This window comes from Candidatus Protochlamydia phocaeensis (genome assembly GCF_001545115.1).
GTDB lineage: Bacteria > Chlamydiota > Chlamydiia > Chlamydiales > Parachlamydiaceae > Protochlamydia_A > Protochlamydia_A phocaeensis.
In genome coordinates, this window is record NZ_FCNU01000028.1 from 281,777 (window position 1) to 300,465 (window position 18,689).

At 39.3% G+C, this 18,689-nt stretch carries 9 protein-coding genes; 7 read left to right on the forward strand and 2 right to left on the reverse strand.

The features are described 5' to 3' along the window. Positions 1-83: 83 nt before the first annotated feature. Positions 84-2,564 carry a response regulator gene (locus BN3769_RS10735; protein ID WP_068470406.1) on the forward strand — a complete coding sequence of 827 codons (2,481 nt, stop codon included), beginning with the start codon at positions 84-86 and terminating at the stop codon, positions 2,562-2,564. 94 nt (positions 2,565-2,658) lie between these two features. Next, complete coding sequence (locus BN3769_RS10740) at positions 2,659-3,969, forward strand: dicarboxylate/amino acid:cation symporter (RefSeq protein ID WP_068470408.1); 1,311 nt, start codon at positions 2,659-2,661, stop codon at positions 3,967-3,969. Positions 3,970-4,052: 83 nt separating this feature from the next. On the opposite strand, the gene BN3769_RS10745 is transcribed toward BN3769_RS10740, so the two are convergent. Then, positions 4,053-4,550, reverse strand: coding sequence for a peptidylprolyl isomerase (locus tag BN3769_RS10745; protein WP_068470410.1), 498 nt, complete (start codon positions 4,548-4,550; stop codon positions 4,053-4,055). Positions 4,551-4,935: 385 nt separating this feature from the next. Here BN3769_RS10745 and BN3769_RS10755 point away from each other — a divergent pair, with 385 nt between their 5' ends. From BN3769_RS10755 to BN3769_RS10775, 5 genes are all read left to right on the forward strand, one after another. Further along, a complete protein-coding gene (locus tag BN3769_RS10755) occupies positions 4,936-6,561 on the forward strand; it encodes a hypothetical protein (RefSeq protein WP_068470415.1) in 1,626 nt (541 codons plus the stop codon). Positions 6,562-7,090: 529 nt separating this feature from the next. Continuing rightward, entirely contained in the window at positions 7,091-9,121 is a 2,031-nt protein-coding gene (locus tag BN3769_RS10760; protein WP_068470416.1) for a tetratricopeptide repeat protein, read from the forward strand. 232 nt (positions 9,122-9,353) lie between these two features. Then, complete coding sequence (locus BN3769_RS10765; RefSeq protein ID WP_068470419.1) at positions 9,354-11,477, forward strand: tetratricopeptide repeat protein; 2,124 nt, start codon at positions 9,354-9,356, stop codon at positions 11,475-11,477. Between the two features lie 768 nt (positions 11,478-12,245). After that, on the forward strand, positions 12,246-14,264 hold the full coding sequence (locus tag BN3769_RS10770) for a tetratricopeptide repeat protein (protein ID WP_068470420.1): 2,019 nt from the start codon (positions 12,246-12,248) through the stop codon (positions 14,262-14,264). A 232-nt stretch (positions 14,265-14,496) separates the two neighbouring features. Further along, positions 14,497-17,523 carry an F-box protein gene (locus tag BN3769_RS10775; RefSeq protein ID WP_068470422.1) on the forward strand — a complete coding sequence of 1,009 codons (3,027 nt, stop codon included), beginning with the start codon at positions 14,497-14,499 and terminating at the stop codon, positions 17,521-17,523. Positions 17,524-17,772: 249 nt separating this feature from the next. Here BN3769_RS10775 and proC read toward each other — a convergent pair whose 3' ends face one another. Beyond that, positions 17,773-18,573 carry a pyrroline-5-carboxylate reductase gene (proC, locus tag BN3769_RS10780; protein WP_068470424.1) on the reverse strand — a complete coding sequence of 267 codons (801 nt, stop codon included), beginning with the start codon at positions 18,571-18,573 and terminating at the stop codon, positions 17,773-17,775. Between the last annotated feature and the right edge of the window lie 116 nt (positions 18,574-18,689).

Below are 18,689 nucleotides of genomic sequence, written 5' to 3' on the forward strand. Positions count from 1 at the left end.
ATTTATCTACTTTTCTGCTTTATACCGTTGATATATTTTTATTTAAATGCTTAATTGATATGTGATTAAACAGGATAGAAATTATGCTGCCTTTTTTTTCTAAAAAATGGGAAAAAATTCAAGCCTGGCTGCAAGCAGCGGCGAAGAGTCCTGCTAAACGGGAAGACATGGCCTACCACGTCTTATGCGTAGATGACGACCCTGACTTTTGCGCCTATTTGCAGCAATTGGCAAGCTCTCTAAAAATCGGACTGGATAAAGCCTATTCAATTGAAGAGGCCAAGCAAAAAATAGAAGAGGGGGGGCAGTACCAGGCGTTTATCATTGACGGTCATCTGCCGGATGGGTCTGGATTTGAGTTAGTTGCTTGGCTCAGGGAAAAGAAAAAGCTTGATCTGCCAATAGGCTTTCTTTCGCGCATTTACCACGATGCTGCAAGTTTCCGCATTCTCAAGGAAGCTTTAAACGTCGATTTAGTGCTGGAAAAGCCCATCAATCCTCAGGAAGCCGAATATCTTTTCAAGCAATTATGCCATATTGAACCCACGTCTTCTTTGGATCAGCCGCTTCCCGCAGATTTTTTAGCCGATATAAGAGAGGCTTATCAAAAATCTATCTTTGATAAGATTGAACGCTTGGAAAAATTAATTTTAATCGTTCAAAAAGAGCCTACTATTGAAAATGTCCAAGTTCTAAAAGCAGATGTCCATAAGATCGCAGGAAGTTCGGGCTCTTATGGCTATTTTAAAGTCAGCCAATTATGCAAACAGCTTGAGGACGAACTCTCTCGGCAAATCGAGGCTCTTCGCTTGGGAACATTCAATCCCTCTTGGACGGCTTCTTTGGATGAATTTTTTACAAAAATCAAAATGGGCTTTCAAATGGCAGAACGGGAAGGCGGAGAGCAGAAAAAAGAGCCCGGTTCCTTTCAACACAGCGCGCTTCTCTATGCGATAACGGCAGATCAGCCTTCGATTGCATGCCTAGAGCAAAGCGGAAAGGACAATGTAGCTGCGGCCTTGATAGAAGAAAATCCTGAAGTTGCCATAAAAAAACTTTTCTCTTCAGAGATTGTTCCCCACGTTCTTCTGGTACAAGCTCATTATGATCACTCTAGCCTAACGGGCGAAGATTTGATCCGCAGTTTTTATCAAAGAGAAGATAGCTTTTTTAATTCTATTGGATTTTTAACTGAAAGCCAAGACAGTAATAAGCAAGCAGAAGCCATTAAAGAAGGCCTTGCTTTAGTTTCAACGCTTCCTCTGTCTACGCAAGCCCTTAAGCTTTTATTAGAGCCTCCTCCCTCGCAGCCGATTTTGGAAGGGTATAAAGTTCTCATTGCAGATGACGATCCAGATGTCTGTCAATATATTGTACAAGCGTTAAAGCCATTGGGCGCGGAATTAGAATGGACAACAAATTTTTCTGAACTATCTGCAAGGGTATCGCACTTTCAGCCGGATGTCATTCTATTGAATATCAGTTTATCCGACGAAAATTCTTTTGAAATACTGAATCAATTAAAAAGCCTCCATAATGACAATCTCTTAATTGCCATGGTGACGGTTAGTCAAGAGGCTCGCTTGATTGAAAAAGTCTATGAGGCCAACGTCGACGATATTTTATTTAAACCCCTTGATCGCGTGACTTTACAAAAGCGTCTTTTCAGTTCGCTCAAAAAAATGTATCGGCTGGCTTATAAAACCCATCACAATGCTTTGACAGGTTTATTTAATGCCCAGGCTTTTTATGACTATCTACAAAAAAGGTATCTGCAAGGCTATCATTTTTCAGCGGCGCATACCCTGGCTATTTTAGAGTTAAGCCCGCTAGAAGGTGTATCCGATCAAGAAGATCATTTACCTGAAGAGCATATCTTAAAAAAACTCAGCCAGTCCATTCCTGATTTGTTTAAAAAATGCGAAATGGCTGCTTATTTGGGCAAAGGACGCTTTGGATTGATCTTCAATGATATCGATGAACATTTTGGCCGCCTCTTCCTTCAACACTTTTTAGAGAATCTAAGCCGGGATGTTCCGGACTCTAAAGATATTCATTTTCACGGCGTCGTCTTATCTTTATTAAAAAATTATCAAAGCTTGGAGCAAATTAATCAGGATATAGAAAAAGCCTTAACAAAGGCAAAGCAGGACAATCAGCAAATCAGTGTCCTCACGCTTAGCGAACCAGAAGTGACCAAGGGACAAAAAGTGCTTCTTACGGGAGAAGCCTCTTTCTCTTTAGATCCACTAAAACAAGTGTTTGATCAATCCGGTTTTGAAGCCATGCAAATCGAGTGGGCAGAAGAAGAGATAAATGAACGGCTAAGCGCCAATCAATCGACATGGCCTTTGTTAGTCTTAAGCGGTCCCTTAGCAGGAACACACGCACAGACTTTGCTAAAACGAGCAAATGCCTCTATGCATCTGCATATTCCCATTCTTTTCTTTTCTAAATTAAAGTCTCCCCATTATTTAATTCGGTTATTAAACGAATTAGATTATCTTCGTTATCCTTTCAAGTTAATTATTTTAATTGAAGAGATGGATATTGAAAACGCTTGATTGTAATAAAAAATCGTTTTATTCTAATCGTTTTTTTTAAATTGTTGAGTTTTTTGCTGTTAAATGCTTGAAATCAGGTTTGTTTGGAATTTAAATGAAAAATCATGTTCTCCTAAAAGTTTTTATTGCTCTTGCGCTGGGCATTTTTGCGGGTTGGATAACGGGGACAGATCAAGCCATAGGTGGAGTGTCTTATGTCAATATTTACAGCTTGATTGGTCAGCTATTTTTGAATGCCCTCCATCTTGTCGCTGTTCCGCTTGTCTCTGCTTCGATCATTTTAGGCGCTGCCAAGATGGCATCCGATTCTTCTTTTGGCCTGTTGGGAATTAAGACATTCGGTTTTTATCTTTTATCCATTTCTTTAGCTATTTTAGTTGGAATAAGCGGCTTCTTTTTTATTTTTTCTGAAATATCAGCTGATCCTCTTGCCTCTATGTCAGCAGTCAATCCTGCACATGCCCTTCCGGTTAATCTTCAACCGCAGGCAGGAGGAGCTTTTGAGACTTTCACCCAAATTCTTTTTAGGCTTATCCCTTCAAATATTTTAGCGGCTGCTTCGCAAGGGCAGATGCTAGGATTGATTGTTTATAGTATTCTTTTTGGATTTTTCCTTTCTAAAATAGAAGCTGGATCTGCGTCGGTGATTTTGAAGTTTTGGGAAGGAATTTTTCAAATCACAATGAAAATGACTTATTTAATTATGACAGCGCTTCCCATCGGCGTATTTGGATTAGTCGCTAAGGTGACGGCGACAACAGGGTTAGAATCTATTGCCTCATCGGCTTGGTATTTTTTAACTGCTATTGCAGGCTTGCTTGCCTATAGTTTTGTGATTATTCCCATGCTGTTGATTGTCATTGCGAAGGTCAATCCCATTCCCTATTTTTATGCCCTATCTCCCGCTCTTTTCACTGCTTTTTCGACAAGTTCGTCCGCTGCCACTTTGCCCATTACACTGGAATGCGTTGAAAAGCGAGCAGGCGTGTCTAATCGCATTTGCAGTTTTTCCATTCCGCTTGGAACTTCTCTCAATATGTCAGGAGGGGCATTATGCATGACCGTTGCTTCCCTTTTCATTGCTACGGTTTATGGAGTTCCTCTTAATGTCCATACGATCGGCCTCATTGGGTGTATGGCGCTTTTGACGTCGATGGGCGTTGCCGGCATTCCCTCTGCTAGCCTGATCTCGGTGACATTGATTCTCAATACAATTGGGGTGCCTGTTGAAGGCATAGGGTTAATTATTGCTGTTGATCGCATCTTAGATATGCTGCGAACAACGGTGAATGTGTTGGGGAATGCCACTTGCGCTGTCTTGATTGCTCGCTCTGAAGGAGAATCATTAGCGAAAGAGCTGGTCGATTTCAAGAGCCAAGCGGGTAAGCTGCCTACATCGTTTTAAGAAAGGGAAGACAAAATAAATTCAAAACTCCAGTTATTGAGCAGATTCTCTGCCTTCTAGGAAGGCAGAGAGGAGAGGGGCGATTAAGACGCTTTAGAATTGCCATCTTTAATGGTAATGCGCAAGATCTTTTGATCTTCAACAGGGCGGTCTCCGGGGCCTGTTTTAGTCGATTCGATCTTTTGTACGATATCATATCCCTTGATCACTTCGCCAAAAATGGTGTGCTTTTTGTTTAACCAAGGAGTCGCAGCTGTCGTAATAAAAAATTGGCTGCCATTCGTCTTGGGACCGGCATTGGCCATGGCTAAAAGGCCTGGTTTATCAAATTTAACCGCATCTGTCACTTCATCTTCAAATGGAGTTCCCCAAATGGATTTTCCGCCGCGGCCTGTTCCAGTAGGATCGCCTCCCTGAATCATAAAACCCTTAATCACGCGATGGAAAATTACATTGTTATAATAACCGTCCTGGGCATGCTTGATAAAGTTTTCTGTTGCTTTGGGCGCAATATCCGGTCTTAAGGCAACTTCAATGTTACCTTGAGTTGTTTCAATAACAGCAATGGGATGTTGGGGCATAGATGTCTCCGTGGCATGTAGAGGAGTTAAACAATGAACACAAAAAGCAGCTAAAGCAAAAAATGCAAATGTCAAAACTTTCATTATTTCTCCAGGTTAAAGTAAAGTGGATAAACACTAAGAAGCATAGCGAAGCCTATTATTTATCGCAGCTAAATTTTAAAATGGGCGGCTTGAAGTTGGTTCTCATTCGCAGGCTTGTGCAGGCTCAGGGTGATCAAAAGCTTTTGCAAGAGCAGAGACATTGAAATTATTATGAATTTGCAGGCAAGGTCTTATATTTGATGTTGTTTTAGCTTATTTTTCTTTATACAATCTTATTAATAAACTTCTAAAATTTATTAAAAATTTTATTTTTTATATATCTGCTACCAAGCTCAATAATATGCCAACTATTTTATCCTCTCATTTTGCCCATTTCGTCGCCCAATTCGAGCAATTAGCCGACAACCGTTCGCTTTATCTTTCGCAGGAAGGCGAAAGGTTTTCGCTGGTTACGGAAAAAAAAAGGAAAACCTTAAACGCTAAAAAAATTTTAGATTTGACTCAACAGACATTTGAAAACCTGAAGGATTTCTATTGGCTTGAAGAAGAGGAAAAGGCAGCAATCCAGCAGCCTATGCAAAAGTTAGTCCGTTCTCTACGGGCTTTTCAAGATCGGTTATACCAGACAGCGCCTTGGTATTGGAAAATTCTTCGTTTTTTTGGCTTTAAACGAGCCATTGAGAAAAACATCCATCAAATCAGTATAGATATTTTACAATCCATGGCAAAGATGGAAATCATCACGCCATTGTTTGTAAAAGAAACAATAAAAGAGTTCTGCCAACAGCCGAGGTTGTTCTTAACAAATTTCTATCATTTCATCTTGGGAGGTCATCTAACTAAAGTCAATGAACTAGAAGGAAATGAAAATTCTCGGACTTTGAATCAAATGCTTCACTTGTTAAAAGCCTATAAGAAAACCTTGTCCGTTAATTCTTCAGAGGCCTTGCTTTATGAGCAATTAATTAACCAATTTAATTTCGCTTGTCAATTTTCAGCGGCCCGCATATTGAAATTAAAAAAAAACCTGTTTTTTGAGCGAGTCCAGCAGTTTCTTTCCGATCCTTCTCGAGGCAATGTTCTTATTCTTCCCGGCGGAACTAAAGATCATTTTGTTCTGTATGAAATTGAAAGAGAAGCCGGGCGGCCGACTTTTTCTTTGCGAGTGATTAATAGCAATCCGAGCACGCAAATCTGGCATTTTAAACAAATCATTGATGATAAGCAAGGAATCAACTGGGAAATGGATTCCAAAGAAAAAATCTCCTACTTGGTGAATATTATAAAAAAAGACGTGCTTTCCCCAGAAAAAATTCAAAGCCTGACGTATACAGGTTTGACAAGCGAGCAAATTTCTTTGGATTTTATTACAAAGATTTCTTGTAAAGAAGATGAGGATATGGAAAGTGTCGTGCACCGTCTAGAAAAGAGCTTGTGCAAGTCTGATGAATCAAACCGTTGCTTTAGCGGACGTCCGTATAGGAGGCAAATTAAAGGTGTTTGTACGCAGAAACCTCTTTCTGTTTGGCTGCATAATCAATTAGGCGAGTTGTCTTACCAGAAATTTAAAGTTTTTGCGACTGAAAGATTGATTAATCGCTTTCAATGTCGGTTCAATCAATTAGGAACGGAAGACGAAAAGAATATTTCCCATTTAACTTTCTCGACGCTTTCTTCTCTGGGATTGGAATTAGAAAATGAAGAAGAAGAAGCCGTAAAAAGAGAGTTTGAAGTCTTTGTACAGCGCGCGGAAAATCTAGAAAAAGAATCAACAGATAAAACGGATTCAGAGGCAGAAGTTCTTTTGTACGATATCAAAATTTTTGCGAAGCGATTATGGAGAGAAAAAAAAGGAAGAACGCTATCCGCTCCAGAGGCTATAGCAGAACTGCTGGCACAAGCGCAACTTGTTCTAGATAAAAGGAGAAGGAAGTTGCAGGCTCTAGAAAGCAGACAGCAGGCTTAGCCTTCCTTTAATGGTCGGAAAATAGTTCTTTGCCTCTTTCATGAGAGATCACTAGCCAATTAACCTATTTGCAGAAGCCTTTTTCTTTTATCTAATCACTTTTATTTGACAAATAATAAATTTGTTGATTTTTTATTTATTAAATGTTAATTTTAATTTTTTATAAAATTAGTTGATTGAATTGTAATCGAAATAGTTAATCTATTCAACTATCGCTAGTTTAAGTTCAAACGGAGGAAAGATACTAGACCTTTAAGATGAATGCTTACAGTTTCCTTAAGGCTTTGGTGTCTTTAAATCTGACCTAATTCTTTACTTTAGGCCGCTAGGCGGCATTTCTGCCAATCAATTGATAACAAGTTTGGCTACTCTTTTGGCCATTCACATGTCAAAGATGGTTTGGTAGGAAGCCTATGCTCTACGACTCTCATTCCAAATCCTAGCTAAAAGCTATTCTTAAAAGTTTTTCTTTAAGATAATTTTTTCCTTCATAAATTTTCCATTTTAATTGGGTGTAAAGGTTTTTGCCATGTTTGCTGATTGTGTTAATAATTATATGTCCGCTTTTAATCGTATTATTAAGGATTATCCAGCTTCTAATAAGGATTGTATTTCTAATTCCGCTAATAATTTGGAAACGGATGACAAAGTCGTTCAAATCCAACAGCGGACATGTTGTTTAGTTAATGTTAGTTTTGAAGGCCTCTCTATTAATGGAAGGAAGAGGAAATTTAATCAAATCTCTTCAGCAGTGCCGGCAAGCGCTTCTGATGTTTTGATGGGGAGTAAAAGACAATGCCAAGACTTAAATTGTCCCTCTTCCGAAATAAAAGCGCTTGATTCTGAAACAGGAGGGGAAGCTTCTAAAATAGAGGGGGAAAGTCCGGCTGCATTTGATTTTTTGCAGTTGGATGTAAATGTAGTCGATCAAATTTTCTCCCATTTAAGTCATAAAGATCTTTTGCAATTCGAACGCTTAGCAAAAGGGTATAAAGACATAACAGGGCCTATATGGAAGAGTTATGCCCAGAGGGAACACTTAGACAGCCTCTGGTGGCGGGACTCCGATCTGACTCCTAATCGAGAGTTTGGTTATAAATGGAATTATTGCTTAAGCAAAGTCATGATCCAATATGTCAAAGAAGGCTATCCTTGCAGATTTAGTAAAAGCCTTGAACTCGCTAAGAAGATCAATGCCCGCTATGGCAGAGTGATAAAGCGTTTTCCTTTTTTTAAAGCTTATGTGAAACAAGACATCTTTCGTATAGGCAGCTCGCTTAGAGCAAGCAGAGGTGACACGAATTTATTCATAGAAGAGCTAAAAGAAGACGAGCTGAAAAGCGGAGATTATCTATTAAATGCTTTATTTGAAGCAAAGAAGTTAAGAGGGTCTATCTCTAAAGTCACAGATGTAAAGCACTATCAAGACTCCTTCGATTTGTTGGAGGAGTACATGGTTGAGGCGATCAAAAAAGGCGGGGCTTATGCAAACCTATTTCTGTTTTATGCTTTAAGTATTCCAAGCTCCTATGCCAATTCCAATATTGCTCCTTCTGGAAATCAACCCATTATCAAAATGGAGGACATGGTCTTTTCCTTTCATAAGCGGCTGTTAAAAGTCTGTGCGGCTCATGATCTGGAAGGTTTAGAGTATTTATTAAAAAATTATCCTGATTTTTCTACTCACTTCTATCCGTATGGTTATTATGTTCCTCTGTTATTGGCTGATTTCATTAAGGAAGCGATCAAAGAAGGAAAGTGGGCAGTGGCAGATGCTTTATGCGCAAAAGCTTTTGCTAGTTATAAAGAAGACGTTGCAGAAAATCTTTGGTTTAAAGCCATTCAAATTAAACTTCAATTAAATCAAATTCTAGAGGCTGAGACGCTTTATCAAGACGCCTTGCTGCCATTTGCTGATAAATCAGATTTAACAGCTTTGGCTAAGATTGCGTCTATAAAAATAGAATTAGGAAAATGGCAAGAAGCAGATACCCTTTTAACCTTTATAATAGGCCATCTGGACCAGTCAGGACAGAAATCAACGGATGCTGCTCTAGCAAATCTCTTCACTAGAAAATTAGAGTTATTAAGGGAACTAACGTTCATAAAAATAAAATTAGAGAAATGGCAGCAAGCGGATGACCTTTATACGCAAATGCTAGCGATCATGGGAAAAAATCTCACAGCAAAAACATTTGTCCAGGTGGCTTTTATAAAAGCAAAATTAGGAGATTTGAAAGCAGCAAGCCAACACTATGCAAAGGCGATCAAAGCCTATGGCAATGACGTGCCGGCAGGCATATTCGCTGATGTGGCTTTGATAAAGTTGCAAATGCATAGATATAAAGACTCCGATGTCCTCTATGAAAAGGCAATCGCTACCTCTGGCAATCAGTTGCCCTTAGCGGTATGGAATGATGCGCTCGGTGTAAAAATCAAATTGAAGAAATGGCAAGAAGCAGAGAGACATTTGGAATGCATTCAGGCTATCTATGGCACTGGCATTTCTCCGGAAATAACCGAGAAAATGCACGTAGTGAAAGATAAATTAAACCACTAGGGCGTTCTGTTACTTAATCGGAGAGGAAATGGGCGGCTGAATCTATATCGAAAGTATGCTTTTTTTCTAAAAATTGCAAGTGCACTCTCGCCCTTTCTATGCTTAGTGGAGAGACTTGTCTTATTTAATCCATTTTCTACAAACAACAGGATAGACCTAGCAGGCGTTGATTGCCTGCTTATCTAAAAAATAATAATTAATTTATATAAGGTTTTAATTCTAAGGTTATCATATGCAAGTTGATGGTTCTAATTATCCTCTATATCAAACAAACCCCTTATCTTTTCTTCCTATTCCTTCGAGTTATACCCATTTTAAGAGGAAATGGGAAGAGAGTGCCCGAAAGGCATTAAACGAAATCAATGCAAATCCTGTAAGAGCCATCAAACGGCGCTGCACGCTAGATGTTGTACAAGGAACCTGTAAGGTCACAGAGGTTTTTAGAGGCGAATGCTCAGTGGCAGATTCGGAAGAGAAGGAAAGGCCTTTTTCCGAGCAAGATGTTGAGAGAAGGATCGGCAGCCCAGAAAAAGGGGGAACTGAATCCATTCTTTCTTCCTTTAATAACAATTTTGTTAAAGATGTTTCTCTTATACAAGCAAGCAGGGAAGAGTCATTTGATTTTTTGCAGCTGCCTGCCGAGTTAATCTGCCGGATCTTTTCAACATTGGATCACAAGGCTCTTTTACAATTTGAAAGGCTAGCGAAAGCCTACCAAGGGATCACAGAACCTATATGGGCAGATTATGTCAGAAGAGCGTGCCTCGATCGCCTTGAGTGGCCAGAGATCGATCTTCCGTCTAATGAAGAGCACCCCAATAAGTGGAGATATTGCCTAAGCCAAGCGATGATCCAATATGTTGTCAAAGAGAGGCATCCCATCCGGTTAGGTAAAAGCCTTGAAATGGTTCAAAAAATAAAAAAGCGTTTTGGAGGGATCTTTAAGCGGTTTCCATGTTGCGAAGCTTATATGGTCCAAGACCTTGCTCGCTTAGGAAGCTTTTCTCAAAGCACTAAGCAGATCCATCAGAAAAAGCTCTTTAAAAGACTACTTGGGGAAAAAAATAAAGGAGGGGATTACTTATTAGGAGCTTTATTTGAGGCTAGGCGTTTAAAGCCAGTTACGGTTAGATGGCAGAAAGATTTTTCTAAGGAGAGCAAAGAAATAGAGGTAGAAGAGCAGGCTATGTTGACAAAAGAGTATTTTACCAAGGCTATACAAATAGGCGGGGCATATGCTTTTTTGATTGCGGTTTCTGTGCTCAAAGATCTTCCCATTTTTTTTCAAAACGTTTCTTTTTATAAACATCTGCTAAAATCCTGCGTTCTTTATGATTCAGAAGGCTTGGATTATTTACTTAGAGAGTATCCTGATTTTGCCGCTTTCCTTTATCCGAACGGATATCATTTTTCTAAAATATTATTTGATCATATGCAGGAAGAATTGCAGGCAAAGCAATGGCCGACAGCAGAAATTTTTTGTACAAAGGCTCTTCAAGCTTACGATGGTCAGGTGCCGAAAGAATTTTGGAGCAAAGCAGCCATAATAAAAGTACATTTAAATAAATGGCAAGAGGCGGATGTTTTATATACTCAAGCAAGAAACGTTTTGGGTAGGACTTTTCCCAAAGAAGAACTGATTAATGAGGCGTATGTAAAAGAGAAATTAAAAAAATGGGAAGAGGCGGACGTTTTATATACTCAAGCAAGAAACGTTTGGGGTGGCAGTATTTCAGGGGAAATATTGACCCATATTGCTCATGTAAAAATGCAATTAAAAAGATGGGAAGAAGCCGATGCTTTATTTAACCAAGCAAAGAACGCTTTGGGCAGCAACATTTCAGTAGAAGGATTGATTAATGCCGCTTATGTGAAAATGCATTTAAAAAAATGGGAAGAGGCGGACGTTTTATATACTCAAATAAGGAACAGATATGGCAGCAATATTCCAGCAGGTGTATGGGGTTCTACCGTTTATGTAAAAATGCAATTAAAAAGATGGGAAGAGGCAGAGGGAGTATATGCTCAAGCAAGGAATGCTTTGGGCAACAATATTCCATTAGGATTGCGGCTTAATGTCGCTTGTGCAAAAAAGCAATTGGAAAAATGGGAAGAAGCAGAAAAGCTTTATGATAATGCAATAGAAGACTTAAAAAGCTGGGATCAAGCGGAGATTGCTTCTATATGGGAGCAAATTGGTTCTGTAAAAAAGGAAGTAAAGAAATGGGAAGAAGCGCTTGACTACTATGAAAGGGCCATAATAGCCTGGGGAAGTCATGTACCGGAAAAATTACAGACTGATGTCGCTTTTGTAAAAGCGAAATTAGAAGGCAATATAAGAGCTAATATTATTTAGCATTTTCTTATTAATCGGAGTTTGGAGTTTTTTGCCCTTTGAAAGCAGTCCAAAGGGCAAAAACTCCAAACTCAGGTTAAGAGAGACTGCTTTTTCTCGCCTTAAGAGGTGCGGCGGTGATCGATTCTTTTCTCAAGATTCTGTTCGTCAATTTGTTGAGAGCTATCTAAAGTGTGATTTACTTAACCAAATGAATCAAATAAGAAGCTAAGACTAGTTATAAAAGAGCCCCTTATCTCTTTAAAACCTAATTATTCAATACAGTTATTTTATCTATTAAATTTCATTTAAAGCCTTTGTCTTAATTGAGGTTAAGTAATAAATTGATTTGCTTTTATTTTTGTTTTTTTGCTAATTTTAATTTTGTGTGAAAATGCTTTAGTTTTATAACGTTTATTCAATAATTTTAATACATACTCTACGCTAGCAATCAAATAGTTAAACTATTTACTAGTTTAAACTTTCAAATGGAGGAAAGATACTAGACCTTTAAGATGAATGCTTACAGTTTACTTAAGGCTTTGGTTTCTTTAACTCTGACCTAATTTTTTATTTTAGGCCGCTAGGCGGCATTTCTGCCAATCAATTGATAACAATTGGGTCCCCTCTTTTGGCCATTTACATGTCAAAGATGGTTTGGTAGGAAGTCTATGTTCTGCGACTCTCACCCAAATCCTAGCTAAAAGCTATCCTTAAGAGTTCTTCTTATTAAGATAAATTTTCTCATTTATAAATTTTCCATTTTAATTTGGTGTAAAGGTTTTTGCCATGTTTGCTGATTGTGTTAATAATTATATGTCTGCTTTTGATCGTATTGTTAAGAATTACCCTGCTTCTAATAAAGATTGTATTCCTAATTCCGCTAATAATTTGGAAACGGATGACAAAGTCGTTCAAATCCAACAGCGGACATATTGTTTAGTTAATGTTGGTTTTGAAGGCTCCTCTATTAATGGAAGGAAGAGGAAATTCAATCAAATCTCTTCAACGGTGCCCGCAAGCGCTTCTGATGTTTTGATGGGAAGTAAAAGACACTGCCAAGACTTAAATTGTGCCTCTTCCGAAATAAAAGGGCTTGATTCTGAAACAGGAGAGGAAGCTTCTAAAATAGAGGAGAAAAGTCCGACTGCATTTGATTTTTTGCAGTTGGATATAAATGTAGTCGATCAAATTTACTCCCATTTAAGTCATAAAGATCTTTTGCAATTCGAACGCTTAGCAAAAGGATATAAAGACATAACAGGGCCTATATGGAGGAGTTATGCGCAAAGGGAGTGCTTAGATCGCCTGTGGTGGGGGGACTCCGATCAGACTCCTAATCGAGAGTTTGGTTATAAATGGAATTATTGCTTAAGCAAAGTCGTGATCCAGTATGTCAAAGAAGGCTATCCTCGCAGATGTAGTAAAAGCCTTGAGCTCGCTCAAGAGATACACGCTCGCTATGGCAGAGTGATAAAGCGTTTTCCTTTTTTTAAAGCTTATGTGAAACAAGACATCTTTCGCATAGGTTGCTCATCTCGTAGAGTAAGCATAGGTGGCAAGAATTTGTTGAGAGAAAGACTAAAAGAGGAAGGGTTGAAAAATGGCGATTATCTATTAAATGTTTTATTTGAAGCTCGGAAGTTAAAATTATCTATCAATAAAAACATAAATTCGGATGACTATAAAAACTCTGTTCGCCTGCTGGAAGAGTACGTGGCTGAGGCGATCAAAAAGAGCGGTGCTTATGCAAATCTACTTGTATTTTATGCCTTAGATTTTCCGCTTTCCTATGAGGGCAACAAGGCTTTTCCTAATTTAAATTGGTGCGATTCCGGAATGCAAGACATGTTCTTTTCCCTTCATAAGCGGATGTTAAGGATTAGCGCGGTTCATGATCCGAAAGGTTTAGAGTATTTATTAAGCAATTATCCCATTTTTTCCACTTATCTCCATCTGCAGGGCTATGATATGCCTAAATTATTTTCCCATCTTATGGAAGAGGCAATCAAAGAAGGAGACTGGACAATGGCAGATACGTTATGCGAAAAAGCGCTTGCTAGTTATAAAGGCCAAGCGCCAGCAAGCATTCGATTTACAGCCATTCGAATTAAACTTCAATTAAATCAAACACAAGAAGCAGAGAATCTTTATCAAGAGGCCTTGCTAACCGCTGCCGCTAAATCAGATTTAGAAATTTTATTTAAGATTGCTTCTATAAAAGCAGAGGAAGGGAAATGCCAAGAAGCAGAGATGATTTTAACTTCTATAGCGGCTCGCTTCAATAAGACAGAACAAGATGCAGTGGTTTTTATAGTCGAAAAAATATGCCCTTGGGATGAGCTTCTCTCAATCCTAATAAAATTAGAGAAATGGCAGCAAGCAGATAACGTTTGTAAGCAAATATTGCCGGTTGTGGAAAAAGATCTCAGAGCAAAAGCATTTGTCCAGATGGCTTTTATAAAAGCAAAATTAGGAGATTTGAAAGCAGCAAGCCAACACTATGCAAAGGCGATCAAAGCCTATGGCAATGACGTGCCGGCAGGTATATTCGCTGATGCGGCTTTTATAAAGTGGCAATTGCGCCGATATAAAGAATCCAATGGCCTCTATGAAAAGGCGATCAAAGCCTCGGGTGGTCAACTGTCCTTATCGGCATGGGATAACATGCTTGCTGTAAAAATCAAATTGAAGAAATGGCAAGAAGCGGAGAGGCATTTGGAATGCATTCAAGCCGCCTATGGGACTAGCCTCCCTTCGGGAATAGCCGAGAAAATGCGCTTAATAAAGAATAACCTAAACCACTAGGGCATACCATTACTAACCAGAATGAAATGGGCGGCTGCCCCATTTATCGAGGGATTGCTTTTCTTTTTTTTCTAAAGTTGGAAGAGCTATCCTCTCTATGCTTAGTGGAGAGTTTTTTTTATTTAATCCATTTTCAACAAGCAACAGGATAGATCTAGCGGGCGTTGATTGCCTGCCTATCTAAAAAATAATAATTAATCGTATATAAGGTTTTAATTTTTAAGGTTATCATATGCAAGTTAATGGTTCTAATAACTTATCTTTTCCTCTTTCCTCTTTTCCTCCTAATTCTGCGAGCTATACCCATTTTAAGAGGAGATGGGAAGAGAGTGCCCGAAAGGCATTAAACGAAATCAATACAAATCCTGAAAGAGCAATCAAACGGCGCTGCACGCTAGATGTTGTACAAGGAACCCATAAGGTCGAAGAGGTTTTTAGAGGCGAATGCTCAGTGGCAGATTCGGAAGAGAAGGAAAGACCTTTTTCCGAGCAAGATGTTAAGGATGTTTCTCTTATACAAGCAAGCAGGGAAGAGACACTTGATTTTTTGCAGCTGCCTGCCGAGTTAATCTGCCAGATCTTTTCAACATTGGATCACAAGGATCTTTTACAATTTGAAAGGCTAGCAAAAGCCTACCAAGAAATCACAGAACCTGTATGGACGGATTATGTCAGAAGAGCGCGCCTTGACCGTCTGGAGTGGGCAGAGATCGATCTTCCGTCTAATGAAGAGCACCCCAATAAGTGGAAATATTGCCTGAGCCAAGCAATGATCCAATATATCGTCAAAGAGGGACATCTCATCCAGTCAGGTAAAAGCCTTGAAATAGCCAAAAGAGTAAAGGAGCGTTTTGGAGGGATCTTTAAGCGGTTTCCACGCTGCGAAGCTTATATGGCCCAAGATCTTGTCCGCTTAGAGAGCTTTTCTAAAAATACACGGCAAATTTTGCCCAAAAAGCTTTTTAAAAAGTTGTTCAAAAATGAAGTTAAGGGAGGAGATTACTTATTAGGAGCTTTATTTGAGGCTAGGCGTTTAAAAGAAGCTGGGCGTGTAGTCCTGTCTAATCCCTATGAACAATATTATAGGCACAAACAACAAAAGACAGAAATGAACACCAAGCTCACAAAGGAGTATTTTACCATGGCTATACAAATAGGTGGAGCTTATGCCTATTTGATTGCGGTCTATACGTTTAGAGATCTTCCCTCGCGTTTTGGTGAATTACCTCTTTATGCCTATCTGGGAAAACCTTGTGCTTTGTATGATTCAGAAGGCTTGGATTATTTACTTAGAGCTTATCCTGATTTTGCCGCTTTCCTTTATCCGAATGGATATGATTTTCCTAAAATATTATTTGATTACATGCAGGAGGAAATTAAAGCAAAAGAATGGCCGACAGCAGAAATCTTTTGTACAAAAGCTCTTCAGGCTTATGCGGACCGAGTACCGGAAGAATTTTGGGAAGAAGCAGCAAAAATAAAAATGCATTTAAATAAATGGAAAGAGGCTGACGGTTTTTATAAGTGGGCTAGAGAAGTGCGTGGAGATAATATTTCAGCAGATGTATTGGTTAATGCTGCCCATGTAAAAATGCAACTAAATGAATGGAAAGAGGCAGATCATTTATACACCCAAGCAAGGAAAGCCAATGGTGGACCTCTTCCAGAAAGTATAGTGTTTAATGCTGCCTATGTAAAAAAGCAACTAAATGAATGGAAAGAGGCAGATCGTTTATATACCGAAGCAATGAAAGCCAATGACAGAGCTAGAGCTATTCCAAAAGATGCATGGATTGATATTGCCTATGTAAAAATGCAACTAAGTGAATGGAAAGAGGCAGATCGTTTATATACCCATGCAAGGAAAGCCAATGACGGAGCTCTTCCAGAAAGTGCATGGATTGATGTTGCCTATGTAAAATTGCAATTACAAGATTGGAAAGAGGCAGATCGTTTATATACCCAAGCATGGGAAGCCAATGGCGGAGCTCTTCCAGAAAGTGCATTGCTTAATGCTGCCTATGCAAAAAAGCAGCTAAATGAATGGAAGGAGGCAGATCGTTTATACACCCAAGCAAGGGAAGCCAGTGGCGGAGCTGTCCCAAAAAATATATGGGATCATGTTGCCTATGTAAAAATGCAGCTAAAGGAATGGAAAGAGGCAGACAGTTTATATACCCAAGCAAGAGAAGCCAATGGCGGAGCTCTTCCAAAAAATGCATTGATAGATGCTGCTTATGTGAAAACTCAATTAAGGGAATGGAAAGAGGCAGACAGTTTATGTACCCAAGCAAGGAATGCTTTTGGCCCCCATATTCCACAATTGGGATTGATTAATGCTGCCTATGTGAAAACTCAATTAAGAGAATGGAAAGAGGCAGACAGTTTATATACCCAAGCAAGGAATGCTTTTGGCTCCAATATTCCACAATTTGGATTGATTAATGCTGCCAGTGTAAAAATGCAACTAGAAGAATGGAAAGAGGCAAACAGTTTATATATCCAAGCAATTAAAATTTCTGCCGTCTCTATTCCAGCACAAGTATGGAGTCAGTTCGCTTTTGCAAAACGGAAATTAGAACAATGGAAAGAGGCAGACCTTTTATATACCCAAGCAAGGAAGGTTTTTGGCTCCCATATTCCACAAGTGGTATTGATTAATGCTGCCAGTGTAAAAATGCAACTAGAAGAATGGAAAGAGGCAGACAGTTTATATATCCAAGCAATTAAAACTTCTGACGTCTCTATTCCAGCACAAGTATGGATTCAGTTTGCTCTTGTAAAACAGAAATTAGAACAATGGGAAGCAGCGGACAGTTTATACATGCGAGGAATTAAAACTTCTAACCCCATTGTATGGGATGTGAATCAAGCGTACAATATGCTTGTTGTGAAAACAAAATTAAAAAAATGGGGACAAGTAGAAAGCATTTATAATCAAATAATGAAAGCTCCTGACGCGAATATTCCAGTCGAGAGATTGGCTGATGTCGCTTTTGCAAAATTAAGTTTGGAAAAATGGGAAGAGGCAGATACGTTATATAAGCAAGTAAGGAACGCTTGTGGCAGCCCTATTCCAGCACAAATATTGATTAATTCCGCTTATGTAAAAGGGAAGTTAGGAGAATGGGAAGCGGCAGACTGTTTATACACACAAGCAATGGAAATTTCTGGTGGGGATATCTCAGCAGAGGTATTAGCGGATATCGCTTTTGTAAAAGCGAAATTAAAAGGCATTCTAGAAGCCAATATTATTTAACGTTGTCTTATAAATCAGGGATCTTAAAAAAAGCTGCCCAGCAGCTTTTCCTTTGAAAAAGAAGAGATTTAACATGATTGATATTGTCTTAAGCCGCATCGCTTGCGTGATATAAAAGGCTTTTTACGTTTTGCACGTGGGGTCGGCTATGCCGCCCCACGGCTACTATCCCTACAGCGTTTGCATGGCATGTTTAGTCTAGCAAGTTTTTTATTTACGCCGGTCAAATTTGAGATTTAATACATCCTTTTAATGGTCGGAAGATAGCTCTTTGCTTCTTTCATAAGCTGCTAAAAAAGTATGAATGATGCCACTGCGAATGGCATAGTCCTCCAACGCTTTCAAGCCCTCAATGGTTGTTCCGGCAGGGGAAGTGACTTGCCATTTTAACTCTCCCGGATGCTTTCTTGTTTTTTCCAATAAGGTCAAACTGCCCTTGATCATCTGCAAGACTAGGTTTTTAGCATCTTCGGCACCAAAACCCATGGCCATTCCGGCTTCAACCATCGCTTCGATCAACGTAAAGATAAATGCTGGACCGGATCCTGTGAGGGAAGTCAGTGCATCGATTTTGGATTCGCTTAGCCAGTAGACCATGCCGAGCGGTTCAAAGAGCGTTTGAAGTTTATGCTTAAGTGCTTGGGTTAAATAGGGATTGTCCACCATGCCGATCACACCTTCTCCATAAGTCAGAGCGAGATTCGGCATCATTCGGATAATTAAAGAGGAATGAAAATAGCGCCTTAGAACGCTATGCGGCGTCCCTGCCAATAAACTGATGATAATTTGATCTGTCTTGAGATGGGGCGCGATCAGATCGCTGATCTCTTTGAGATTTTGCGGTTTAATTGCCAAAATGATTATTTCAGCTTCCTGAATCGCTTCTTCAGCAGATGGGCAGGCGCGGGCTTTAATTTCGCGTGCCAATTCTTGCGTGGCAGGGAAATCCCTGTCGAATAAGGCAAGCTTGTGGAAAGGGCTGAGTCCTTGGGCAATTCCCGTTCCCATGTTTCCGCAGCCAATAATGGCAATATGCATTTGTTTTTCCATATAAACCTGAGGTTGGAGTTTTTTGTCCTTTCGACTGTGTCAAAGCCTCTGAGCTGAACAAATAGCCAGGCGATCCATATTAAAAATATGGACCACCTTGCCAATTTTCATCTGTG